This window comes from Psychrilyobacter piezotolerans, assembly GCF_003391055.1.
Classification (GTDB): domain Bacteria; phylum Fusobacteriota; class Fusobacteriia; order Fusobacteriales; family Fusobacteriaceae; genus Psychrilyobacter; species Psychrilyobacter piezotolerans.
Map to the genome: position 1 here is coordinate 100,360 of NZ_QUAJ01000002.1, position 25,965 is coordinate 126,324.

Sequence of the window (25,965 nt, forward strand, 5' to 3'; positions counted from 1 at the left end):
TTAAAAAAAATTTTAGTTTTCTATTTAGTTAAAAACAGGCTCATTTTAAGCCTTAATTAGTCAGACTCCTTCAAAAAATAAAAAAAAACTTCACTTTTTTTTTGAAAAAAATGAAGGTTTTTTTATTTTTCTATTTTTCAGATCCTGCTGTCACTCCCTCTATAATATGTTTTTGTGCAAAGAAATAAAATATTATTACAGGTATTACAGCTAATAATAATCCTGCCATTGCAAGATGCCATTGTTTTGAATATCCTCCAAAAAAAAGATACATCTTCAGCGGAATAGTTTGTGTTCCTTTCTTATTTATCATAAGCTGAGGTAATAAAAAGTCATTCCAAATCCAAATTATATTTAGGATAGATACCGTTACATGAATTGGCTTTAATGTGGGAAATATAATCTTCCAAAATACCTTCCAGGGCCCGCAGCCATCAATTCTTGCTGCTTCCTCCAGAGATATAGGGATACTTTTTATAAATCCATGATAGAGAAATATGGAAAAACTCGATCCAAATCCCAGATACATAAACACTATTCCCAATCTATTTTGTAAGCCCAGCCTCCCCATAAAAGCTACTAAAGGCAGCATTACAGCTTGAAAGGGAACCAGCATAGCTGCAATAAACAGATAAAATACAAAATTACTCACCTTTGATTTTGTCCGAACGAGAATCCAGGCAGCCATGGAAGAAAATATAATAATTAAAATTGTACTGGTAATTGTTATAAACATCGAGTTAAATAGCGCCGATCCAAAGAACCCCTCCAGACTGAAACTTTTCCCAATCCATAAAAATGATAGTTTATTTAAAGCTACTTTAAAATTGTCCAGTATCCATTCCTTAGGCAGGGTCAAAGTACTTCCAAAAAGCTCCCTCTTAGTTTTAAAAGCATTGACTATCAAGATATAAAATGGCGATATGAATAAGATAGATGTCAGAACTCCTATGATATATAGTAATATCCTCGAATTTTGTTTACTTTTCATTACATCTCCACCTCTTTTTTCTTATTGACATACACCTGCACCATGGTAATAGAAGCTACTAATAAGAAAAATACAACAGCTTTTGCCTGGGCTGCACCATAATTAGTAAAAGTATACGCTGTTTTATAGATATTTAAAGCCAACATCTCTGTAGCTCCTCCTGGCCCTCCATTTGTAAGGGACAAATTTTGATCGAATAATTTAAATGAATTCGCTAAAGTTAAAAACATACTGATGGTAAATGCTGGTGCCACCATAGGAAATATTATATGTCTGGTTTTAGTCCAGCCATTGGCACCGTCTATGTCTGCTGCTTCCAACAATGATTTTGGAATATTTTGTAGTGCCGCAATATAAATTATCATCAAATATCCCGACATCTGCCAAACCATTATTATTACCAATCCCCAGAATCCGGTATTGGCATCTGCCAGCCATCCCTGAAAGAATGTCCAACCAGTGATTTCACCAATAGTCTGGAATACACCCATAAATATAAATTGCCATATAAAACCTAAAATTAACCCTCCTATGAGGTTGGGCATAAAAAATATCGTTCTCATAAAGTTAGAAATTTTTAATTTTTTAGTTACTAAAAGTGCCAAACTAAACCCTATTGTGTTGATAGCAATTACAGATACCACTGTGAATTTCGCTGTAAAGAGAAAAGCATTTCTAAATCCCTCATCTTTCATTATGGCTATATAGTTACTAAAACCTATAAAATTTGGAACTTGATCCATCCTTCCATTCCACTCTGTAAATGAATAGTAAACTCCTATAAGGAGCGGTATTACTACCACCATTAAAAATGCGACTATTACCGGTCCTGCAAATAAACAAAATGTTTTCTTATTATAATTCATATCCATCATTCCTTTTTTAAAAAAAAGGGGATTCCCCCCCCCTTTTTTTTATTGATTATATTTTACTTTTCTTTTCTACTCTGAGTCCATGAAGATTTAGCCGTTTCTAAAACCTCATCCCAAGTGATCTGCCCATCTATATATTTTTGAAATTCTACTCCTAATGTCTCCATTCCCCATCCTGTAGGATATCCCATAAATACCCAAGGGATGGTATTCCCAGCTTTTGAAAATGCCATGATATCTTTAGCCAATGGATCTTTTGGCTGTAGATTATCCCCTTCAAATCCTTCATATGGCGGTATAAAATTAAATTTATTGATTACATAGTCTTTTCCTGTTTCAGATGTATATACCCAGTTTAAAAACTCTTTAGCTGCTTTTATTTGAGCATCACTTGAGTCTTTATTTACAGTCCAGTACATTGGTATCCCCACTGGCAATACATTTTCTTTAGCTCCTACAATTGGCATAGGTAAGAACCCTATATTTTGTGCCAACTCTTCATCTATCCCTTTGATCGATCCAAATGCCCAATTCCCTTGCTGGGTCATAGCTACTTTCCCCATAGAGAATAATCTTTCTACCTGGGTAGAATAATCAGTTGCATTTATCGGTTTTCTACCATAGTCTATCTGCAGATCAAATAATTGTTTCATCCCGTCAGAATATGTAAACTCCACTGCTTTAGCATTATATGCTTCAAATACACTTCCAAACTCTTGTGATAAGCCTACATTTGAATAATGTAATCCTGTTACCCAAGTTTCTTTTCCTGCAGTTGCAAATACAGCTTCCAATCCTAATTCATCTTTTTTAGAATCCAGCATCTTAACAGCAGCTTCTAAAGATTCATAACTAGTAATAGTCTTTGCATCTAACCCGGCTTTTTTTAACAATTCCTTGTTATATATAAATCCATATCCTTCTTGAGTAAATGGTAATCCATATGCCTTCCCATCCAATGTTGCCCCGCTTAAAGCCCCGTCAAATGCCTGTCCTGCTAATTCCACATCCGATAGATCCACTAATTTATCCTGCCAGTCATAGACGTCCTGAGGTCCTCCCACATTAAATATAACAGGTTCGTTCCCTGATGCCATCTTAGCACGAAGTGACGCACCATAGTCATCTCCACCACCTACGGTTTCTATATTTATCTCTATATTAGGGTGGGTTTCCATATATATTTGGGATAATTCATCAAACTGTTCTGCTATCTCTACCTTAAATTGAAATATATCCACTACTGTTTTTTCCTCTTTTTGCTCTGTTCCACCGCCGCAAGCTGTAAGAAGCATCGCTCCTCCGACCATTAACCCCTTCATATAATTTTTCATATTTCCCCCCCTGATAATTTTATTTTGTACTCTCCCTTTCTATCATATGGACTTTTAAGCAAATATCCTGTTTTTTTATTTTTTTATCTTTCTCACCTTTTACATCGCCTATAAGTAATTTAGCTGCCATCTCACCCATCAATTTTCTCGGCTGTTCAATTGTAGTTATGGACGGATAGTAATATTTACTCTCCTCTATCCCGTCAAATCCAATTATAGAAATATCTTCCGGAATCTTATATCCATTTTCTAATATATATCTCGCAGCTCCTATGGCCATGAGATCGGATATGGCAAATATTGCATCTGGTTTCTCCTGTAAAAACATCTTTTTGGCACCTTCATACCCGCCTTTAGCGGTATATTCACCTTCACATATAATTTCATAATCTAATTCTGCTTCCCCTATAGCATCCTTATATCCTTTTATCCTTTCAAGGGCCAGTTCATCTTCATAGTTTGAAATAATGATTCCTATTTTTTTACACCCTTTCCCTATCAAAAATTTTACAGATTCATAGGCAGCTTTTCTATTATTTATACTTACCATATGAAATTTATCTGAACACGAATTTTCTATTGTTGTAGAAGCCAGTACCAGCGGAACCTTTATCCCTGTGAGATTATCTTTAGATTTCCCTCCTAAGTAGATTATTCCTTTTACCTCATAATCTATCAATGTTGACACGGCTACCTGAAAATCTTCTAATTCTGTATAGTGGACCAGGGAAGTTAAATTTTCTTTTCTTAACTCCCTGTCTATTCCACCTATAACATCATCAAAGAATGGATTGGGATACCCGGTAATCAATATCCCTATCACATTATTTTTTTTTCTTTTTAGATCTCTGGCTAATTCATTGGGTTTATAGTTTACCTCTTCTATTATCTTCAACACTTTATCTTTTGTCGCTTCCTTTACACTTGGATGATTGTTTATCACCCTAGAAACGGTTCCTACTCCCACTCCTGCCATCTTAGCTATATCTTTAATTGTATATTTAGCCATCTTCCCCCCCCATAAATCATTTGTTTCCATTTTAAACTAATTTTCTTTTTTCAACAACTTATTTAAGAAATTAGAGAGCTTTTTTTCCGGGGGAAAGAAATTTTTGCCCTTATTTTCATCTTTAAAGCACTTGAATCGATTCCAAATTTAACCTAAAAAAATATTAGAACCAGAATTCTGCCTGTGTACCTATTAATATTTCTGTATCTTCTCCATTAGCTTTTTCTCCACCACTTACATCTTTTATACAACTTATAAAAGTTCTGATTTCCGGTCTTCCCCAGAATCCTGAATCAACAGTGAAAGTTGGAGCTATTGTTCCTGAAACTAGATCATAGCTTTCATATCCACCCCAGTCAACATCAAAGTCTCTTTTCCCGTAAGATCCTTCAAATATAATCTTAAAGTTATCATTAACTACGTATTGAGGTCTTGCTATAATTCCTGCTTTAAGTCCATCTGGAGCCCATGGATTATCCTCGTTTCCTAAAAGAATATTAATCTCTGTACCCATACTCCATTTTTCATTGATATCCCATACTCCAAGTGTGTTAAATCTTACCATTTGAGCATCATCACTTATATCTGTAGGTACCCAGTCACCAAAATTCACCCCTGCTGCTCCTCCTGCTAACCCTTTTCCATATATAAGAGATGCGTTAGAGAATCCTTTCCCTGCAAAGTAGTATCCCGGTAAGTTATAAGTAGCTCTTGTTGCAAATCCAAAATTAGAGTCTTTATCTGCCGGTTTATTGTCTTCATTATCCCCGTATAAATTCACTTGGAAATCCCAGTTATCAACTGCATGATATCTCATGTCTAAGTTATAAACCGTATTTGCACTCTTCCCTAAGTTATCTGGAGCAGAGTTATCTGTAGTACCATCAGCATCTACACCTACTAAAGCTGCAGACCATCTAGGATTTTCTATTCCAATTCCTACACCTGATGATTGAACGAAAAAGTCATCTGAAAATGCTCCAGCCATTCTTTTATAATATCTTCTACCTGCCCATAGAGTGTAATCATCAGGAAGTGATTCTAAACCTCCTAATTCAACAAATAGTTCTTTCAATTCAAATTGTGTTGAATCATCGTCTGATTCTGGAGATGATGAATCTATATAACTGTAATTATTTCCATACTCTACCCTGGTACTAACTTTAGCCCAAGAACCATTTTCTTTCACCCATTTTCTAGATCCACCTATTTCTAAGTAGTTTGTCTCAGATTCTCCACCTAATCTTCCCATGAAGTTATCAGTATGCCCTTCATAACTCGTTGTATTCCAATCATTGTTTTTAGATGCTCTTAGAGTTGTTCTTCCGTATCCAAACACATTCCAAGAACCATCTTCTGTTTTCTTTTCCTCTGTTTTCTCTTCTTCTATTTTATTTTCTTCATTTTTTGCTAGAATATCTTCTACTCTCTTTGTTACCATCTCATCTAATTGATCCATTGTTATAGATGTCACCGCTACTGGAGTCGATTCCATCTTTGTTTCAGCTGCTATTGTTACTGTACTAGCCAACAATAAAGCTGCAATCCCAAAACCTAATTTCTTCATTTTTTCTTCCCCCTTTTTAATAAATCTCAACATTTTGGAAACGTTTCATTCTGCTTCCATTATTATTTTAATTCACTTTTTATAAAAAGTCAAATTAATTTTGCACTTTAATCTTTTTTTAAGTTTTATTTCAAGACATTAAAAACTATTCTTGCACAAACAAATTCTAAATCAAAGAAGAATTAAATTAAAACAAAAGAAGGCGGCTCATAAGTAATGTGTTTCTCTAGTCGGTCAATAACTAGATTTAGTAATTAAAAAAGAGGCTCAACCCTTTTGGGTCAGCCTCTTTTCACTACTTTGTCTCTATTAAATTTAAATTTGCTACCCTGTTAAATATTGCATTTAAAGAAGTTAAGAGTGATAATCTATTGTTTTTTATATCCTCATCCTCATCCATTACCATTACTGAGTCAAAGAAATTATCTATAATTTCTTTTCCAGAAAGGATAGTTTTTAAATAAGTCAGATAATCATTCTTACCTAAGATCTCCTCGGATATACCCATAAACTCCATATAAAAGTTATATAGAGATTTTTCAGCACCTTCCTTCAGGAGTTCTTCAGTGATATTTACTGTACCTTTATAGTCTTTAGAGATGTTTCCAACTCTTTTTAGAAGGGAAACTAATTCATTAAAGTTTTCATTAGAAGATACTTCCTCCAACGTTAATAATTTTTTCTCTACCTCTAATAAATTTTCATTTTCAACATCTAAGATAGATAAAATAAAGTCTTTTCTATACCCCTTATCTAATAATACATTTATTATCCTTTGATTCATAAATTCCATTACATCAGATTTCACTTTTTCTTTTTCTTTTTTCAACACTCCATCCAATTCCAAAATATCAATACTGATATTTACAAGTTCATCTATTGATAGATCTAATTTTGAATTAGATATAATATTTACTATCCCCAGTGCCGATCTTCTAAGAGCAAATGGATCTTTTGATCCGCTTGGAATAAGTCCTATTCCAAAACAGCCTACTAAGGTGTCTATCCTGTCACAAATCCCTGTAATTACCCCCTCTATATTTTGAGGTAGTTTATCTCCCTGGTATCTAGGGTAATAGTGTTCCTCTATTCCCTTTGCTACTTTTTCATTTTCTCCAGATCTAAGTGCATATTCTGCTCCCATAAATCCTTGCAATTTTGTAAATTCTTTTTCTCCAATCATATTAGAAACTAAGTCTGCTTTAGATAATTCAATTGTTCTCAATATATCTGATTTATTTCCTTCAAACCCTAAGATATCAGCTAATTTCTCGGCTATTTTCTTACTTCTCTCTAATTTTTGGTGAATAGTCCCCAAATCTTTTTGGAATACTACATGTTTTAATTTTTCTACATTTTCAGATAATGGTTTTTTAAGATCCTCCTGGTAGAAAAATCTTGCATCGGAAAGTCTGGCAGATAATACCTTTTCATTTCCTATCCTTACATTTTCAGATCCATCTATACCGTTTCTTACTACCACAAATTTAGGTAACAGGTTTCCATCTGAATCTAAAATTGGGAAATATCTTTGGTGTACCTGCATAGAGATGATAAGTACATCTTGAGGTACTTCTAAAAATTCTGAATTAAATGTCCCCACTATTGGATATGGGTATTCTACAAGGTTAGTTACTTCATCTAAAAGTTCGTTTTCAATAACTACTTTTTCCCCTGCTGATGCACAATTTTTATTGATCATTTCAACGATCATATTTTTTCTCTCTTCTATATCAACGATTACATTGTTAGCTCTTACTTTTGTAAAATAATCATCTATACCAGTTACAGCAAATTCTTTCTCTCCAAAAAATCTATGTCCTCTAGAGATTAATCCACTCTTGTATCCTTCCACTTCAAATTCAACTAAATCATTGTCTGCTAAGGCTAATATCCATTGGATTGGTCTGGCAAATTTCATTTTTTTGTCTGACCACTTCATAGATTTAGGAAAAGTCAATCCTTCTACTAATCCCTTTAGGGCTTCAGGCAATAATGTCTGAGTCTCTTTTCCTTTTACAAATTTTTTAGCTGCAATATATTCTCCCTTAGGAGTTTCTATTATCTCTAAATCTGTAGCTTCTATACCTTGAGATTTTGCAAATCCCATTCCTGCCTTTGTAAGATCACCATTTGATCCGAAAGCTATGTGCTTTGCAGGTCCCTGGTTTAATATATTTAAATCCTCTTGTTTCTCTGCCAGATTCGATATAGATAATATCAATCTTCTAGGAGTCCCATATGTTTTTACCTCTTCAAAGACTATCCTATTTTCTTTTAAATAAGTTTTCATATTTTTTTCTAGATCATTTAGTGCAGGTTTTAAAAACCTCGCAGGTATCTCTTCCATACCAATTTCTAATAAAATATTCATCTTTCACCTCTATTTTTTTATTATGAATTTTTCAACTGAACCTCTTCTTAGATCCACGGTTTTATTTTTACTTTTTCAAAAGTGGATATCCCAGGTCTTTTCTTGCCTGCAAGAATACTTCAGCACATCTTTTAGACATATTTCTAACTCTTAATATATAAGACTGTCTCTCTGTAACAGAGATAGCTCCTCTGGCATCTAATACATTAAATATATGGGATCCTCTAAGTACAAGGTCGTAAGCTGGGAATACCAGTCCTTCATCTAATATTTTCTGAGCTTCAGCTTCACACTCATCAAACCATCTAAAGTGCATGTCTAAGTCAGCTAACTCAAATGAATATTTTGACTGCTCATATTCATACTGTAATCTCATATCTCCATATTTGATTCCAGGTGCCCATTCCAGATCATATACACTCTCTTTTTCTTGAATATATAATGCTATTCTTTCTAAACCATAAGTAATCTCAACTGGAGTAATATCTAGCTCAATTCCTCCTATTTGCTGGAAATAAGTAAATTGAGTGATCTCCATACCATCTAACCATACTTCCCATCCTAATCCCCATGCACCTAATGTCGGAGATTCCCAGTCATCTTCTACAAACCTGATATCATGCTTCAATGGATCTATCCCCAGCATTCTTAAACTATCTAAATAAAGTTCTTGAATGTTAAGTGGTGATGGTTTCATTATCACTTGAAATTGATGATGCTGATATACTCTATTTGGATTTTCGCCATATCTACCATCTTTTGGTCTTCTTGATGGTTCTACATAAGCTGTACTCCACGGCTCAGGTCCTAATGCCATCAGTGTAGTATTAGGATTAAATGTTCCTGCACCTGTTTCTATATCGTATGGATTTCCTATTACACATCCCTTTGATGCCCAAAATTGTTGTAACGCCATTATCATATCTTGAAAATTCATTCTTGCCTCCCGTTTCTCATTCTTTAAAACTAAAAACTTTTTTAGACACAGATTATGCTGATTTTTTTAGTTTCTCTTTTTTATTTGCTTCTTTCTTTTCTCCAGTATAATTACTTCTAATACCAGTAAAAATACTCCTATATTAATCCAGACATCTGCCATATTAAATACAAACTTCCAAATCCCTCGAAAATCTGCAAAATCAATTACAAATCCTCTGTATATTCTATCTATCATATTCCCAATAGCACCTGCCAATATAAATGCATATGCATATTTTGAAATAACTTCATGAGGTTTTAACTGTTTTATCATAAAATATATGATTCCTAATATAGCTATTATAGCCACTATACTAATAGTTTTTATCTCTCCCTGGAACATTCCAAAGGCCACTCCATGATTTTTTACATAAGTTATATGAAAAAAATCATTTAAAATACCTATAGTATCTCCTTCAGACATAGACCCAGCTACCAATTCCTTAGTCCATTGGTCTATTCCTAAAAGGACTATAATCAAAATAATTAATCTCATATTGCTCCCCCTGTTTTAATTTAGAGGAGAGAGGAAAGACCTCAATCTATCCTCTCTCCTCCTAATAACTTAATTCTTATTTTGTCATTACATCTGTACATCTAGGACAAATATCAGAATATTCTGTATCTGTTCCTAAGCTTTCAGAGTATTTCCAGCATCTTTCACATTTTTCTCCAGCTGCATGGCTGACTCTTAAACTCAATCCTTCTATCTCTTCAGCTTTTGTAAATTCTTCTGCCTCTTCATTTACAATATCAAATTGAGATACTAAGAATACCATTTCTAAAAGTTCTTTATTAGATTCAACAAAAGCTTTTAATTTTTCATCGGCTATATGTAACTCTAATTTTGCATCCAATGCATTACCAATTATTTTATTTTCCCCTTGTCTAGCTTTTTCTAATACTTTATTTACTTCTTTTCTAAGTTTTGAAATTTCATCCCACTTAGTTCCTAATTCCTCATTGATCCATTCAGGGTTAGCTTCATACCAAGATGTCAGTAATACTGAATCTGTATCTTTAGCTGCCTCTGGTAATTTACCCCAAATTTCTTCTGCTGTAAATGATAACACAGGCGAAATCATCTTAGTCATAGCTGCTAATACTTCATGCATAACAGTTTGAGCTGATCTTCTTGCAACTGAATCAGTTTTTTCCACATACAACCTATCCTTAATTATATCAAGGTAGAATGCTGACATCTCAATTCCTGCAAAATAATGAATATCGTTGAATAAGTTATAGAACTCATATTTATCGTAGTTAGCTGTTACATTAGTTTTTAACGTCTCCAATCTATGTAATGCCCACTTATCTATCTCTGTTAAATCTTCATAGGCTACCTTGTCCGTTGCAGGATCAAAGTCATTGGTATTCCCTAAAATATATCTAGCTGTATTTCTGACTCTTCTATAAGATTCAGAAATTTGCTTAATTGCATTGTCAGATATTCTTACATCATCACTGTAGTCTACCGATGCACACCACAATCTTAGGATATCTGCTCCATATGTATTTATTATATCCATAGGATCTACTGTATTTCCTACTGATTTAGACATCTTTTTACCATCTTTATCATTTACAAATCCATGAGTCAAGATAGTTTTATAAGGTGCATCTCCAGTAGAACCAATAGAAGTTAACAGTGAAGTCTGGAACCAACCTCTATGCTGATCCGATCCCTCTAAATAAAGGTCTGCAGGTCTTCTTAGGTAGTCTCTAGTGTTTAATACACTTCTATGAGATACTCCTGAATCAAACCATACGTCCATAATATTTGTTTCTTTACGAAGTTCTATATCTTTTAAGTTATATTTTTCCAATAACTCCTCTCCAATTAACTCTTCAGCCGAATATTTAACCCATGCTGCCGATCCCTCTTTTTTAACTAACGCAATAACTTTATCAGCTATTTCAGAGTTGAAGATCTCTTCCCCAGTCTTGTTATTATAGAAAATAGGAATATGTACTCCCCAAGTTCTTTGTCTGGAGATACACCAGTCAGGTCTGTTTTCCATCATGGTAGTTAATCTGTTTCTTCCCCATGCAGGTAAAAACTCCACATCTTCCAATGCTTTTAATGCTTTTTCTCTAACATCTGATCCCTCTATCTTTACAAACCACTGTTCAGTTGCTCTAAAGATTACCGGTGTCTTACTTCTCCAGTCATGGGGATAAGAATGTTCTATTACTTCTGTATGTAACAGGTGACCTGTTTCTTCCATATATGCTAAGATAGCTTTATTTGCTTTTTGATAGAACATCCCAGAGAACCTTTCCCCTGCTTCATCTGTCAAGTGACCATCCTGGTCTACCGGGCAGATTACTTCTATACCGTATCTTGTAGCTACTACATAGTCATCCTGACCATGTCCAGGTGCTGTATGTACACATCCTGTACCAGCTTCTAAAGTTACGTGGTCACCTAAAATAATTAATCCTGTTCTATCTAAGAATGGATGCTTATATGTTAATTTTTCTAATTCCCCGCCTTTAAATTTCTTGATTAATTCGGCACCTTCTATTCCCATATCAGCTAATGCTTTCTCTGCAAGACCCTCAGCTAATATTAAGTTTCCTTTAGATGTCTTATAGATACCGTAATCAAATTTTTCATTCAGACAGATTGCCATATTGGCAGGAATTGTCCAAGGAGTTGTCGTCCAGATTACAAATGAAGCTTCCTCTACATCCATTGCTTCCAATGCGTCTGGATTAGCTTCCATCTTAAGGAACATTGTAGGAGACTTATGATTATGGTACTCTATCTCTGCTTCTGCAAGAGCTGTTTTACTTACAGGTGACCAATGTATTGGCTTTAATCCTTTAAAGATATACCCGTTTTCATACAATTCTTTGAATACTTCCAGCTGCTCTGCTTCGTATTCTGGATTTAAAGTTAAATAAGGGTTATCCCATTCACCTAATATTCCAAGTCTTTTGAACCCTTCTTTTTGCTTTTCTACCCATTTTTTAGCATATTTAGTACATTTTTCTCTAATTTTTAGAGGGTGCATATCCTTTATCTTGTCTCCTAATTCCTCTGCAACCTTAAATTCGATTGGTAATCCATGTGTATCCCAACCTGGAACATACGGTGCATCAAAACCTTGTAACCTTTTATATTTTAATATAATATCTTTTAATATTTTATTTAGTGCATGTCCTATATGGATATCTCCATTGGCATAGGGAGGCCCATCATGCAATATAAATTGCTTAGCACCCTCTTTTAAACTCTTCTCATATATATTTTGTTTTCTCCAAACGTTTAACATTTGAGGTTCCTTACCAGCTAAATTAGCCCTCATTTGAAAACTTGTTTTTGGGAGATTTAGGGTTTTTCCATAATCTTTTTTTTCTTCAGACATTCATATCCTCCTTATATCTATTTAAAATTATTTTTATCTCTGCTCCTTCACCGAGTTTTGATTTTATTTTAATAATCCCTCTGTGGCTGCTAATTATCTTATTAGCAATAGCAAGCCCCAGTCCGGACGATTCCTCATTTCCACTAGCAAAGGGTTCAAATAAATTTTCTCCTAAAGCATTTGCAGATATTCCTGATCCGTTATCAAGAATTTTTATTGTTATATTCTCATGGTTTATCTTAGATATTATATTGATCCTACCATTTATGACCCCGCTTATTGCATTTAGTGCATTATTTATAATCTCGCGAAATGCTTTTGTAAGTTCTATAGAATCTCCTAAGAAACTAGCTTCTTCACCTAAAAATAAAGAAATATCTCTATTTGGATTACACCTAACGTAACTTTCTACTACCTCGGTGAGAAATTTATTGATTTTTAATTTCTCAAAATTATACTCCTTTTTATCGGAATAATCAAATAATATCGAGTCTTCCCTATTGATATTGCATATTTCATCTCTAAATTCTTTGAAAGCCTCACCATTTATTTGGTCATTTTTATAAAGTTTCATCATCATAAGGGTATACTTTTCAATTACCTTGTTTCTCCTATAGATAATCTTTTTAAACATACGCCCTATGGCTATATCCCTTTCATTGGTTATTTTTTCCAGTTCAATCTGCTGGTTTTCATAGTGTATTCCGACATTTAATAGGATTACATTGAATAATTCCACATCTTCAAGTTCTATCCTCCTGCCAGAGATATAGTTATCCACTAAAATACAACCGACATTTTTATCCCCATTAAAGATCGGTAAGATCATAAAATTACTCAGACCAAATCCCATAAGGAGGTCGCTGCCTAAATAAATTTTATATCCTCTTCTATTTTCAAAGATAATCTTTTTTTCCGATATGGCTTTATGAAATAAATTATCATCATTTTTTATCTTAATCAATGGAACTATTTCCTTCATAGTTTCGTATCTCAGATCAAAACTAGACAGCTTATCTTCCTTCAGTATATTTCTATTCTTTCTGATTTTTTTACCTACCAGACAGCCTTTTTCATTACTGTATTCGAAAAATATCGCCCTGTCGTAATTTAAGCCTACTCCAGAAGTAAATCCCTTTAAGATGATGTCTATGATCCCCCTGTCACTAGGTTCCTTCCTTACACCTAGAAGGAGTTTTTCTACTCCCTCCACCCTATGGATATACTCCTTTAATTTTTCATTCTGGTCCTCTAGTATAAAATTGTTATTTTTCAATTTTTCTACCATTTTTTTCGTAGCAAGACTTAAGAGTTTTATCTCACTGGTTCCATTGAGCCTTACATTTCTATCTAAATTTCCCGATGCTATATCATCTACAGCTAAGGACAATTCTTCTAAAGGCATAAGAAGCTGTTTAAATGTTCCACTTATTATAAATGAATTGAGCAGGATCAAGATTATTGTAGCTAATATTATTAAAGACATGGTATCTATTTTAAATTTAGTCAATGCTGGTTCCGATAAACTCAGTACCAGATAGCCAACTTTCTCACCAAAAGAATTTAATACCGGTCTGGAAACAATGTTATAATCTATCCCTTGAATAGTCAAACTTTTAACATCATATTCTTTCCCATTTAATTTCATTAACTTAGCTTTTTCCTTTTTTAATCTGTTTAACTCCAAAGCATTTAAAAGCAAGGGCTCCCTTGTCTGATATAACCCTATATCTTCTACATCATCGTGATCTGCCACCATAAGATATTTGTTCCCTCTAAAATAATTTTTTTCCAAGGGAATTTCCACCAAGACAGCATATATCTGTTTACTTTCCTGTACAGGAACTACAATTTCATAATAAAATTTATCCTCTAGTTCATCATACATAACAGAGTCTATAGTCATAGATAATTTATTTCTCAAAATTCTCAGGTTTTTAATAAACTCATTATTTACCTCGGTATGGATTCCGCTTTCATCCAATATTGACCCATCTTTTCCTATGACAGTCAGCCTGGATTCATGGTAGAGACTGAAATTTTTAGAGATCAATTCTTTTTTCATATTTTCATAAATTTCTTTATTTTCTTCCGGTGTCCGAATGGAAGCTGTAAAAAGGTCTTTTTCTATAAATCCTTTGGAATTAGTAAGTTTAATAAGTTCATTTATAAATTCAGTATTTCTTATATCCAGCATATCCTCTATCACCTGGAATTTTTCTACAGCTTTGATGGAGAAGTTTTTTTCCAATTCTTTGAATACAAAAATAACAACTAATCCTATTATTGTTAAGCCGGTAAGCAGCATAGACAGGTCGTTATATAATATTGTTTTAAAAAGCAGTGAATCTCTTTTAAGTTTCATCTTATAGTCCTTTCTTAGTTAACGCTACCCTATTCCTATTATGGTCTATACTGTCTACCTTTACCTTGATTATCTCTCCAACTGCCAGAACACTTGTCATATCTGCTACCCTTTTATCAAATTTGGATATATGCAGGAGTGCATCATTTTTTAACCCGATATCGATAAAGGCTCCAAAGTTAACTACATTTCTTACAGTTCCTTCCAGTTCCATCCCCTCTTTTAGATCGGATATTTTCAATACATCTGATTTTAGAAGTGGTTTCGGTATATCATCTCTAGGGTCTCTTCTATCCCTTATCAATGCTTCATAGATATCTTTAGCAGTTTCTTTCCCTACCTCTTCCTTTATTATAAATTCTTCTAAATCCATACTCTTTAAGTTAGACCTCACGCCTTCTAAATCTTCCTTATACTGAGCTAAACTAGTATCATTATTTTTCAACATCTTTTCGGCTATTTTATAAGACTCTGGATGGATGATAGTATTATCCAGGGGATTTTTACTTTCAGGTACGATCAAGAAGCCAGCCATCTGTTCATAGGCTTTTGCTCCTAATCCCTTAACCTTTAATAACTCTTTTCTGCTAGTGAACTTTCCATTCACCTTTCTATATTCCTCTATATTTTTCGCTACATTTTTCTTTACACCGGATATATAAGCCAGCAATGCCCAAGATGCTGTATTTACATTTATTCCAACTGAGTTTACTACTCCCTCTATGACATCTCCCAAAGAACCTTCTAATTTCTTCTGGTTTACATCATGCTGATACATCCCTACACCAATAGATTTTGGATCTATCTTCACTAATTCTGCCAGGGGATCCTGGATTCTTCTGGCTATGGATATAGCTCCCCTCACCGTTACATCAAAATCAGGAAATTCCTCTGCTGCAATTTTTGATGCAGAATATACCGAAGCTCCTGCTTCATTTACAATAAGATATTTCACATCTTCTTTGACCTCTTTTAATAGTTCAGCTACAAAGGCTTCTGTTTCCCGGGATGCCGTCCCGTTACCGATAGCTATGATATCTATCTTATATTTTTGTATATATCCCAATATTTTCTTCTTGGCTTCCTCTAATTTCCCTGGATTATGCATCCCCTTTACCAGGTATAATACGTCATCCATCTGGTAAAATCCATCTGAATTTATTACAACAGTTTTACACCCTGTTCTATAGGCCGGATCCAGACCTAAGATGTTTTTCTCATGTAAAGGTGGTTGTAACAGGAGGTTTTTAAGATTTTCTTTGAATATCTTAATAGCATCCAATTCACCTTTTTCAGTCATAATGTTTCTGACTTCTCTTTCTACAGATGGCAAAATAAGCCTGCTTAAGGCATCTTTTACTACGTCTAAATAAAATTCTTTCAGATCTCTATTTATGAATTCACTCAATAGATGAAATTCCACCATCTCTCTGGTTTTATCATTTAATTTTATGGATACTGAGATGATCTTTTCTTTCTCTCCACGGTTTACTGCTAATATTCTATGAGACGGCATTCTAGATACATTTTCTACATGTTCATAGTAGTCTTCATATGTTTTTTTCTCATCCAATTCCTTATTTTTTTTGATTAAAGTTGTATTAACTTCACCAAATTTTAACATTCTTTCCCTTATATTTTCCCTGTATTTAGCTTTTTCACTTATATTTTGAGCCAAAATCAATTTAGCTCCTTCTATAGCATCCTTAATCTCTAATACATTTTCATTGATATATTTTTTTGCTTCTTCCTCTATATCCCTTAATTTAATTCCTAGTTTCCTTGTATACAGGGCTAAGGGCTCTAAACCATTTTCTATAGCTATATCAGCCTTTGTCTTCTTTTTCTTTTTATATGGCAGATATAGATCTTCCACTTTTTGCAGTTTTTTAGCTCCTAAAATAGCTGTTTTTAATTTTTCTGTCAATTTCCCCTGTTCACTTATTAACTTTATAACCTCATCTTTTCTCTTCTCCAGGTTTCTCATATAAGTAGTTTTTTCTAAGATCTCTCTTATAACTACTTCATCTAAGTTTTCCGTAACTTCCTTTCTATACCTTGAAATAAAAGGAACAGTAGCTCCCTCATCCAATAATCCAATGGTATTTTCTACCTGTTCTACTTTGATTTTCAGCTCTTCAGCTACTATTTGGTTAATATTCAATTATTCTCCACCTACCTTCGTATTTTTACTCATAATTATACCATATCAAACACTTTTTTTAAAATAAAAAGAGAGTATAGGAGGGATTCCCCCTCTCTACACCCCTTGTTTTTATTATAACTTTATCGTTTTTAAATATTCTTTCAGCCCATCTTTAGTCTCTTCGTTACGCAGACCAAACTCTATATTAGCCTTAAGTAAACCTAATTTACTTCCGATATCATATCTTTTACCCTTAAATCTATACGCTCCTATATTTTTTCCATCCTTTATCATAGCCAGGATCGAATCTGTAAGCTGTATCTCACCACCTACACCTGCACCCTGCTTCTCCAAGTGCTTAAATATGTCACTGGTCAGCAGATATCTGCCTAAACAAGCCATCTTAGAAGGGGCATCCTCTAAGTTTGGTTTTTCTATAAAATCCTCCATGAGGACAGTATCTTCATCTAGATTTTTAATAGGTTTCACAATACCATATTTAGATACATCTTCATCTGCTACCTCTTGAACCCCTATGACACTATTACCGTATTGTTCATAGTTTTCAATCAGCTGTTTAGTTACCGGTTTCTCTTCATTATACATGATATCATCACCTAGAGCGATAACAAATGGTTCATCTCCTATAAATGGTTTAGCTTTCAAGATTGCATGGCCTAACCCCAGAGGTTTATTTTGCCTTACATAGAATATATTAGCCATATCAGATATATACTTTATCTTATCTAGCAGTTCTAATTTCCCTTTTTCCTCTAGAGTTTTTTCTACCTCATATGAATAATCAAAATGATCCTCTATGGAATTTTTATTTCTTCCTGTTACTATTACAATATCTGTTATTCCAGATTCTACCAATTCTTCCACTATATACTGTAACGATGGTCTGTCTACGATTGTGAGCATCTCTTTAGGCTGGGCTTTTGTTGCAGGCAGTACTCTGGTTCCTAATCCTGCTGCCGGTATAACTGCTTTTGTAATTTTTTTCATATTCACACCCCTACAATTTTATATTTCAAAAACCTCTATAAAATTTTGATACAGATTACATAAATCTAAAAGCCTTGACGCAGACTAAAATCTGATTTTTTGAACCTTTTTTTCTCACGACTTATCACTAATTCAAAAGATTCGATTTTTCTTTAATACAGAGATACACAGATTTTTTTCTCTGTGTGACTTTCTTTTACCTCAGTGTATCTCCGTGACCAATGTTTTTTATGAAATCCATAGAACACAAATTAATTTAATCAAAATTCTATATCTTTTATTTTTTATCTGTGTATACTCTCGCATCCACGCTCTATTTTTTCGTGTCATTCGTAACTAAGTTATTAGTTAAAACTATTTTATCTTACTGGCTACTTTTACAGCATCATCTATAAAGATTAATTTGGTTCTCTTTTTTTCCACTGTAGTCAGTAACATCCCTTGTGATATTTCACCCTGTAATTCTACTGAATTTAAATTTAACACCGCCATAACTTTCTTCCCTACTAACTCTTCTGGTTTTTTATAAGTTTTAGCTATTCCGGATACTATTTGTCTGATCCCAGATCCTGTCTCTACTTTAAATTTAATCAATCTTTTAGAACCTTCTACTAACTCTGCTTCCAATATCTCTACTACAGCCATTTCTACCTTCTCGAAATCCGTAATATCAATAGGGTTTTCAATAACTAAGTTCTCGTCTATTTCCACTTTTACTTCCTCTACAGGTTTTTCCAATCTTGGGAAGATAGGAGTAGCTTCTCCTAATTTATGCCCATTTTTTAATATATCCCATGCTTTTATATCTTCTATCTTAGCTGATTTTATATCTCCATGGATTCCCAATTGTTCCCACATCTTGGAAGCTGATTCTGGAATATACGGATATACCAATACTGCTATTTTATTCAGTGCTTCCACTAAATTTTTGAGTACCACTGCTAATCTAGGTTTCCCTTCATCGGTTTTAGCCAAAGCCCAAGGCATAGTTTCATCGATATATTTATTCATTCTTGATACAAATTTAAAAATAGCTTCCAAGGCCTTAGAAAATTCCACATTACTCATGTATTTATCTACCTCTACCAGTGTTTCTTCCCATAATTCTTTAATTTCATCATCATAGACTTCACGGCCTTCTCCGGCTTCAATTACTGAACCAAAGTATTTACTATACATCCCTAAAGTTCTATTTAATAGGTTCCCTAAATCATTGGATAGATTAGCATTTACCCTGTTTATCATAGCTGTAGTATTATAATCTCCGTCACTTCCAAAATGAACTTCACTAAGTAAGAAATATCTAAATGCATCCACACCATATTTTTCTATTTCTGCTATGGGATCCACTACATTTCCCTTAGATTTTGACATCTTTTCTCCTGCTACAGTCCACCATCCGTGAGCCACTATCTTCTCCGGCAATTTTTCCCCGGCAGCAAGCAGCATACAAGGCCAGATTATAGCATGGAATCTTAATATATCCTTTCCTAAAAGGTGTACAATTTCTCCGTCTTTCCAGAATTTAGAGAACATCTCTTCATTATTTTCATATCCTACAGCAGTCAGGTAGTTTGTCAGTGCATCAAACCATACATAGGTAATATGATCTTCATCTATCTTTAACGGGATTCCCCAGTCGAAAGTATTTCTTGAGATAGACAGATCCATCAATCCCTGCTTTATAAAAGATATAACTTCATTTCTTCTGCTCTTAGGCAGGATAAATTCAGGATTTTCATCTATATGTTTTAATAACATATCCTGGTATTTACTCATTTTAAAGAAGTACGACTCCTCTTTTACTACTCCTAGTTCTTTACCACAATCCGGACATCCGTTTTCTCCTACAATTTGATTTTCAGGAACAAAAGTTTCACATGAAACACAATATTTCCCCTCATAGGATCCCTTGTATATATCTCCGTTGTCATATACTTTTTGAATGATCTTTTGTACCGCTTTTTTATGTCTGTCCTCAGTTGTTCTGATAAAGTCGTTGTTATCTATATTTAATCTTTCCCACATCTCTTTAAATCTAACCGACATCTTGTCTGTCCACTCTTGAGGAGTATACCCCATCTCAATAGCTTTTTCCTCTACTTTTTGACCGTGTTCATCTGAACCAGTCAGAAAAAACACATCATATCCCATTGTTTTTTTATATCTAGCCAATACATCCGCTGCTATAGTTGTATAAGCACTTCCCACATGGGGATCTCCGTTTACATAATATATAGGTGTTGTCACATAAAAATTCTTACTCATAATATATCTCCTTTTTAATATTTATATTTTTGTATTCTTTAATTTACTTTCTGCCTGTCTATCCAATTCCAATAAGATTTTCTCCACTCTTAATGCCGCTGCTTCTAAATCTTCACCTGGCTCTATATTTATAGGATCTCCCAATATGTACACTATCTTGGAAAATGGTTTCGGCAGTTCTATCTTATCCCAAGTTTTTTCAAATACCCATTTATTTTTAGATGCAGTACCAATCGGAACTAATTTTTTCCCGGATTTTTGAGCTAAAAACAGCATCCCAGGCTTAACCTTATATACCGGTCCCTTTGGCCCGTCTACCGGTGTGCCCACACTGTATCCATCTTTCATTAATTTAACCATCTTCAAAAGACCTTTAACTCCATCCCTTCCGCTGGAACCTCTGATCACTTTATATCCAAATTTTTCTAAGGGTATACTAATTAATTCCCCGTCTTTAGAAGCACTGGCAAGAGCAGCTTTTTTCTTTATCTTATCCATAATCACAGTGACAGAAACTGTTTTATTATGCCAGAAAACATATACTGCATTTTTATTCATAGCTCCTTCTGCGCTTATCTTTTGGACTTTATATGTCTTAGATAAAATTCTTAAGATATAGTAGATCAGTAATCCAAATATCTTATACTTTTTCTGTTCTTCCATCGATTCACTCCCCATTCCCTTACTGGTTATAAAATTTAATAATGCCACTATATTATAGCACAACTTTTTTATATTCCCAGCAAATAATCACAGTAACTAAAAAAAATCAACATAATATTACACAAAAAAAGAGCTCGAAAGCTCTTTTAGATATAATTTAAAATTATCCTTAGAATAATCCTGGAATATTCATTCCACCAGTTACTGAAGACATCTCTTTTTCTGCTAATTCTTCAGCCTGTCTCATTGCCTCGGCTACTGCTGATACGATAAGATCCTCTAACATCTCTTTGTCGTTATCTTCTACAGCTTCCTTTAATATTTCATCTGAAATATTAATCGAAAGGATCTCTTTTTGTCCATTGATCTTAACGTTTACTGCTCCTCCACCTACTGAAGTTTCTAACTCTTTACCTTTTAATTCCTCTTGAATTTCTAACATTTTTTGTTGCATTACTTGTGCCTGCTTTAAGATATCCCCTTGATTTCCTGCCGCTTTATTTCCTTTAGATTTAATTTTTCTAACCAATTGTTGTTCCTCCCTTTATTCATTCTCTTTATTTTAAATGCATTTCTTGCTTCTTATGACAATATTGCACCCTTCATAAGGGCTTCTTACTCCTTAAAAGTATAGCATATCCACCTGGGATGGTGTCAATAATTTAATTAAATTCGTAGGGCATAAATAAAAGTGGTGTCTTTATCCTAAATCGTGCAGCTTCTATCATAGGTGTCCTCACAAAACTTCTCACCTTACTATATATATCCCTGTATCCCAGTACAGTTTCATACATCCCTTTTTTCTCCATTATCTCAACAACTTGATAATCTTTTAATTTTAAATCTCTTCCCAAAGTTTTTATAGTTGTTTCAAGTCCGCCAATTTCATCTACCAATCCATTCTCTACCCCCTCTTCTCCCAGCCAAATTCTGCCACCTGCAACGCTCTCCAGCTTATCCAAGGGAATATTTCTTCCCAGGCTTACCCTATTTTTGAATTCATCATACACTCCCAGACTGGATCTTCTTATCTTTTCAATTTCTCCCGGAGTCATCTCTGCAGTCAATGAATTCATCCCAGAATACCTACCTTTTTCTACCCTTTCTACATTAATCATTGATTTTTTCACCAACCCGCTTATCTCAGGAATTATAGACACCACTCCTATGGAACCTGTTATGGTTGATTTTGTAGCAAAGATTTTTTTTGCTCCTGCAGATATATAGTAGCCTCCCGATGCCGCAACTCCTCCCATGGACACATAGACCGGTTTACTCAATTTAGATATCTCGTGATGTATTATTTCAGATGCAAGTGCTGAACCACCTGGAGAGTTTACCCTCAAGACGATTCCCTTGACATCTTTATCTTCCTCTGCTTTTTTCAACTCACTTTTCATATTTTCCACATTTATGCTGTTTTCACTTCCACGAGGCCCTTTATATACTATATCCCCGGAAGCATATATTAAAGCAAGTTTTTCTTTTTTTTCTATCCTTTTAATGGTAGTCAGATAATCTTCCAAGGATATTTTATTTCCCACTTCATATTTTTCATCAAATTCACTCTGGTAGCTGAGTCCATCTATAAGGCCTATTTTTTTCCCGTATATTGGATTTGTCATGACTAATTCTCCACCTAATATAGCCTTATTCATTGTAAGTTTTTCTATATCTCTCCTTTTTGAAATCTCCTCTATCCTATCATTGTACACTCTGTCATATACCCTTTTGACATCTTTTTCAAACTCTTTTGACATCTTCCCCTTTGAATACTGCTCCCCGTAAGCCTTATATTCCCCTATGTGAATCACATTGAATTTTATACCTACATAGTCAGCTAAGTTTTTAAAATAGTTGAATTCCCTGTAATACCCGCTTAGATCTATCATAGCCGATTGTATGGGCGGCATCACTATCTTTGTAGCATATATTCCCAGCCTGTAGTTTTGATTATCTATATTTCTAGTGAAAGCATATACTTTTTTCCCACTTTTTTTAAATTCATCCAGTGCTTCCCCAACTTCCTCAATATGGTTGACCGAAATATCTACATGGTCAATATCCATATAAATCCCTTCTATATTGGGCTCCTTGGAGGCCTGTTTTATCCCCTCTAATACCTGGTATAATTTTATAGCTTTTTCTAACTCAAAGAACCCTCCTTCATCTTTTTCACTTATTCCCTTAGAAAAATCAAGTTCTAAATATGTATTTTTTTCAATTACAATTTCTTTTTTATATTCAGTTAAAGTCGCAGTTATTACTCCTGCTATAATAATTAAAAATATCATCACCACTAAGGTTGCCTGTAACACTTGTTTAGAAAAAAACAAAATAATTTTCCCTATATATTTTAAGATCATTTTCATTTTACACCCCATCATTATATTTATTATTTCACTTATTTTAGTTTATCATAAAAAAACACCTTAAGTATATTTATTTCATTTTAAACCTAATTCCTTCTTTTATAGATAAATTATAGATCAAACTTATAATTTTAGCAATAAAGTCTATTTTTTTCTAAGATTTTAACCTTCTATTTTCGCTTATTTTTTTTATTCAAATCAAAGTTTTTTTGATTTCATTTAATTTCAAACTTTACCTTAGAAACATTTTAGTTATTGAAAATACTCGTAAAAAATAAACACCGCTCTTTATAGTACTATTTTTCAGAACAAAAATCTTTTTTTTTATTTTGTGTTCTTTTATTGATAGTATCATCCTATTTCCAAAATGAAGTAGTTGACATTCTCTTTTATCTAAGTTATACTCCTAATACAATTCTAATGAAAAACTAGAATTATTAATTGAAAATTCAAGGAGGAGTTATGAACACATCAACGGTTAAAATCGAAAAAAAAATTAGTTTCGTAGACAAATTTCTAAACGTCATTGAAAAAGGTGGGAATGCATTACCCCATCCAGCAACATTATTTGGTATCTTAGCACTTGTAATGGTGGTTATATCTGGAATAGGATCAGCATTGGGCTGGTCAGTTGAATTTGAAGGAATAAACAGAAAGACAATGCAAATGGAAAATATGGTTATTCAAACTAAATCTTTAATGAATGCAGAGGGGATCAATTATATCTTCACACGTATGGTTAAAAATTTTACAGGGTTTGCACCCCTTGGGACAGTGTTAGTAGCTATCATCGGTATCGGTGTGTGTGAAAGGTCCGGATTAATGGCAATCTTATTAAAGAAAACAGCTCTTTCTACACCAAAGAAATTAGTTACTGTAATGGTAGTATTCTTAGGAATCATGTCAAACGTTGCATCCGATGCTGGTTACGTAGTATTACCACCATTAGCAGCATTGATATTTTTATCATTTGGCAGACATCCATTGGCAGGATTAGCAGCAGCATTTGCCGGTGTATCGGGAGGATTCTCAGCTAATCTATTGATCGGAACAATCGATCCATTATTAGGCGGTATCTCTACAGAAGCTTCCAGGCTTTTAGACGCTACATATGAAGTTGCACCTACTGCAAACTACTTCTTCATGTTTGTTTCTACATTTGTAATAGCTGTCATTGGATGGTTTGTTACAGAAAAAATCGTTGAACCTAGATTAGGAAAGTATGAAGGTGACGATACATTAGAATTTGATGAAGTTACACCTGCAGAAAAAAAAGGTTTAAGAGCTGCCGGATTAGCAACTGTAGCCTTAATCATCTGCTTAGTACCTCTATACTTCACATTAGGTAAAAACTTCTTAGGACACGGATTAGTTCCTATCATCGTATTGTTCTTCGCTGTACCAGGGTTAGCTTACGGTATCTCTGTAGGAGTTATAAAATCTGATAAAGATGTTATGGGAATGATCAGTAAATCTATGGCAACTATGTCCGGGTACTTAGTATTAGTATTCTTTGCTGCACAATTTATCGCATTCTTTAACTACTCAAACTTAGGTACTATCTTAGCAGTTAAAGGAGCAGGTTTATTAGAGGCTACAGGAATGACAGGCATCCCTTTAATCATTGGATTTATCTTAGTAGTAGGAATTTTAAACTTATTCATGGGATCAGCCTCAGCTAAATGGGCTATCTTAGCACCCGTATTTATACCAATGTTAATGAGAGTAGGATATACTCCTGAATTTACACAACTAGCATACAGAATTGGAGATTCAACTACAAATATCATCTCTCCATTGATGAGTTACTTTGCAATGATCATTGTATTCATGCAAAAATACGATAAGAAAGGATCTATGGGAACATTAATCTCTATCATGTTACCATTCTCAATGGCATTCTTAATCGGTTGGTCAATCTTATTGATTGTATGGATGATGCTAGGATTACCTATCGGACCTGGAATCGGAATCTATATGTAATAATATAATAACAATAAAAGACGAGATTAATTTCTCGTCTTTTTTTTATTATATTAATTTAATTTTTTTTATCTATTTTTCATAGTTTCGTATCTAACTTCGTTCTTGATTTCATCTCTGATCTCATTTTTTAACTTCATTAATTCTAAATCTTTTTTTAATTTTTCAAGTTCAGAATCAGAATTTGCAGGAGAGTTTGTCTCTGTCATCCCTTCTCTTCTAGCTATCTCCTTTTTCCCTTCTGGGTTGTAGTTATAATAAGCTACAGTCTCTTTCGTGTTTATAGTCTTAGCATCCATAATAGCTTGTGGAACTCCCCATACTGCAGATACAGGCCAGAATAATAAATTTCCAATTGCCGGTCCCGTTTGACCTAAATAAAAGTTTCCTCCACCAGGTAACAAATTAAGAGCACCTGCTGCTGCTGGACTTTTTGTCCCTAAAGAATCCTCTTGTATCCCCAGACTCTTAAGCTTTAGCACTTGTTGCTTTTCTGCCGGGTTTAAAGAACTGCAGCTTGTCAATAATAATGCTGATAATAAAGTAAGTATAAATGTGATTTTTTTCATAAATATGTCATCTCCCTAGTACATTTTTTTAACCATAGCAGTATATCATACCTTATACTACGTTAGCAACCAGTAGATGAACTTCTCTCTCC

18 protein-coding genes are annotated in these 25,965 nt (G+C 33.9%); 1 reads left to right on the top strand and 17 read right to left on the bottom strand.

The annotated features are described in order from the left end of the window. Positions 1–130: 130 nt before the first annotated feature. The 16 genes from DYH56_RS01815 to sppA form a co-directional block, all read right to left on the bottom strand. Positions 131–991 carry a carbohydrate ABC transporter permease gene (locus tag DYH56_RS01815; RefSeq protein WP_114641142.1) on the bottom strand — a complete coding sequence of 287 codons (861 nt, stop codon included), beginning with the start codon at positions 989–991 and terminating at the stop codon, positions 131–133. Then, the gene (locus tag DYH56_RS01820; protein WP_233499974.1) at positions 991–1,866 is read right to left on the bottom strand and encodes a carbohydrate ABC transporter permease; all 876 of its coding nucleotides are present in this window, start codon (positions 1,864–1,866) and stop codon (positions 991–993) included. Before DYH56_RS01820 ends, DYH56_RS01815 begins: the two co-directional genes overlap by 1 nt. Positions 1,867–1,919: 53 nt before the next feature. After that, positions 1,920–3,197: an ABC transporter substrate-binding protein gene (locus DYH56_RS01825; protein ID WP_114641143.1), complete on the bottom strand. Its 1,278-nt coding sequence runs from the start codon at positions 3,195–3,197 to the stop codon at positions 1,920–1,922. Positions 3,198–3,216: 19 nt separating this feature from the next. Further along, positions 3,217–4,206, bottom strand: coding sequence for a LacI family DNA-binding transcriptional regulator (locus DYH56_RS01830; protein WP_158539012.1), 990 nt, complete (start codon positions 4,204–4,206; stop codon positions 3,217–3,219). Between the two features lie 163 nt (positions 4,207–4,369). Continuing rightward, positions 4,370–5,773, bottom strand: coding sequence for a carbohydrate porin (locus DYH56_RS01835; protein WP_158539013.1), 1,404 nt, complete (start codon positions 5,771–5,773; stop codon positions 4,370–4,372). Between the two features lie 295 nt (positions 5,774–6,068). Next, positions 6,069–8,147 carry a glycine--tRNA ligase subunit beta gene (gene glyS, locus DYH56_RS01840; RefSeq protein WP_114641146.1) on the bottom strand — a complete coding sequence of 693 codons (2,079 nt, stop codon included), beginning with the start codon at positions 8,145–8,147 and terminating at the stop codon, positions 6,069–6,071. Between the two features lie 67 nt (positions 8,148–8,214). After that, the gene (gene glyQ / locus DYH56_RS01845) at positions 8,215–9,084 is read right to left on the bottom strand and encodes a glycine--tRNA ligase subunit alpha (RefSeq protein WP_114641147.1); all 870 of its coding nucleotides are present in this window, start codon (positions 9,082–9,084) and stop codon (positions 8,215–8,217) included. Positions 9,085–9,150: 66 nt separating this feature from the next. After that, a complete protein-coding gene (gene lspA / locus DYH56_RS01850; RefSeq protein ID WP_114641148.1) occupies positions 9,151–9,621 on the bottom strand; it encodes a signal peptidase II in 471 nt (156 codons plus the stop codon). Between the two features lie 76 nt (positions 9,622–9,697). After that, positions 9,698–12,499 carry an isoleucine--tRNA ligase gene (gene ileS, locus DYH56_RS01855; RefSeq protein WP_114641149.1) on the bottom strand — a complete coding sequence of 934 codons (2,802 nt, stop codon included), beginning with the start codon at positions 12,497–12,499 and terminating at the stop codon, positions 9,698–9,700. Further along, a complete protein-coding gene (locus tag DYH56_RS01860) occupies positions 12,492–14,864 on the bottom strand; it encodes a sensor histidine kinase (protein ID WP_114641150.1) in 2,373 nt (790 codons plus the stop codon). Before DYH56_RS01860 ends, ileS begins: the two co-directional genes overlap by 8 nt. A 1-nt stretch (position 14,865) precedes the next feature. After that, complete coding sequence (locus DYH56_RS01865; protein WP_114641151.1) at positions 14,866–17,028, bottom strand: Tex family protein; 2,163 nt, start codon at positions 17,026–17,028, stop codon at positions 14,866–14,868. 114 nt (positions 17,029–17,142) lie between these two features. Continuing rightward, complete coding sequence (gene galU, locus DYH56_RS01870; RefSeq protein WP_114641152.1) at positions 17,143–18,018, bottom strand: UTP--glucose-1-phosphate uridylyltransferase GalU; 876 nt, start codon at positions 18,016–18,018, stop codon at positions 17,143–17,145. Between the two features lie 354 nt (positions 18,019–18,372). After that, complete coding sequence (gene metG / locus DYH56_RS01875; RefSeq protein ID WP_114641153.1) at positions 18,373–20,286, bottom strand: methionine--tRNA ligase; 1,914 nt, start codon at positions 20,284–20,286, stop codon at positions 18,373–18,375. A gap of 21 nt (positions 20,287–20,307) precedes the next feature. Beyond that, entirely contained in the window at positions 20,308–20,997 is a 690-nt protein-coding gene (locus DYH56_RS01880; RefSeq protein WP_233499975.1) for a lysophospholipid acyltransferase family protein, read from the bottom strand. Between the two features lie 121 nt (positions 20,998–21,118). Beyond that, the gene (locus DYH56_RS01885; protein ID WP_028855572.1) at positions 21,119–21,478 is read right to left on the bottom strand and encodes a YbaB/EbfC family nucleoid-associated protein; all 360 of its coding nucleotides are present in this window, start codon (positions 21,476–21,478) and stop codon (positions 21,119–21,121) included. A 133-nt stretch (positions 21,479–21,611) separates the two neighbouring features. Then, positions 21,612–23,321 (bottom strand): signal peptide peptidase SppA, encoded by a 1,710-nt coding sequence (gene sppA, locus DYH56_RS01890; RefSeq protein WP_158539014.1) that lies wholly within the window; start codon positions 23,319–23,321, stop codon positions 21,612–21,614. Positions 23,322–23,804: 483 nt separating this feature from the next. On the opposite strand from sppA, the gene DYH56_RS01895 reads away from it, so the two are divergent. Next, complete coding sequence (locus DYH56_RS01895; RefSeq protein WP_369927686.1) at positions 23,805–25,304, top strand: AbgT family transporter; 1,500 nt, start codon at positions 23,805–23,807, stop codon at positions 25,302–25,304. A gap of 68 nt (positions 25,305–25,372) precedes the next feature. On the opposite strand, the gene DYH56_RS01900 is transcribed toward DYH56_RS01895, so the two are convergent. Continuing rightward, on the bottom strand, positions 25,373–25,873 hold the full coding sequence (locus DYH56_RS01900; RefSeq protein ID WP_114641157.1) for a TM2 domain-containing protein: 501 nt from the start codon (positions 25,871–25,873) through the stop codon (positions 25,373–25,375). Positions 25,874–25,965: the final 92 nt, after the last annotated feature.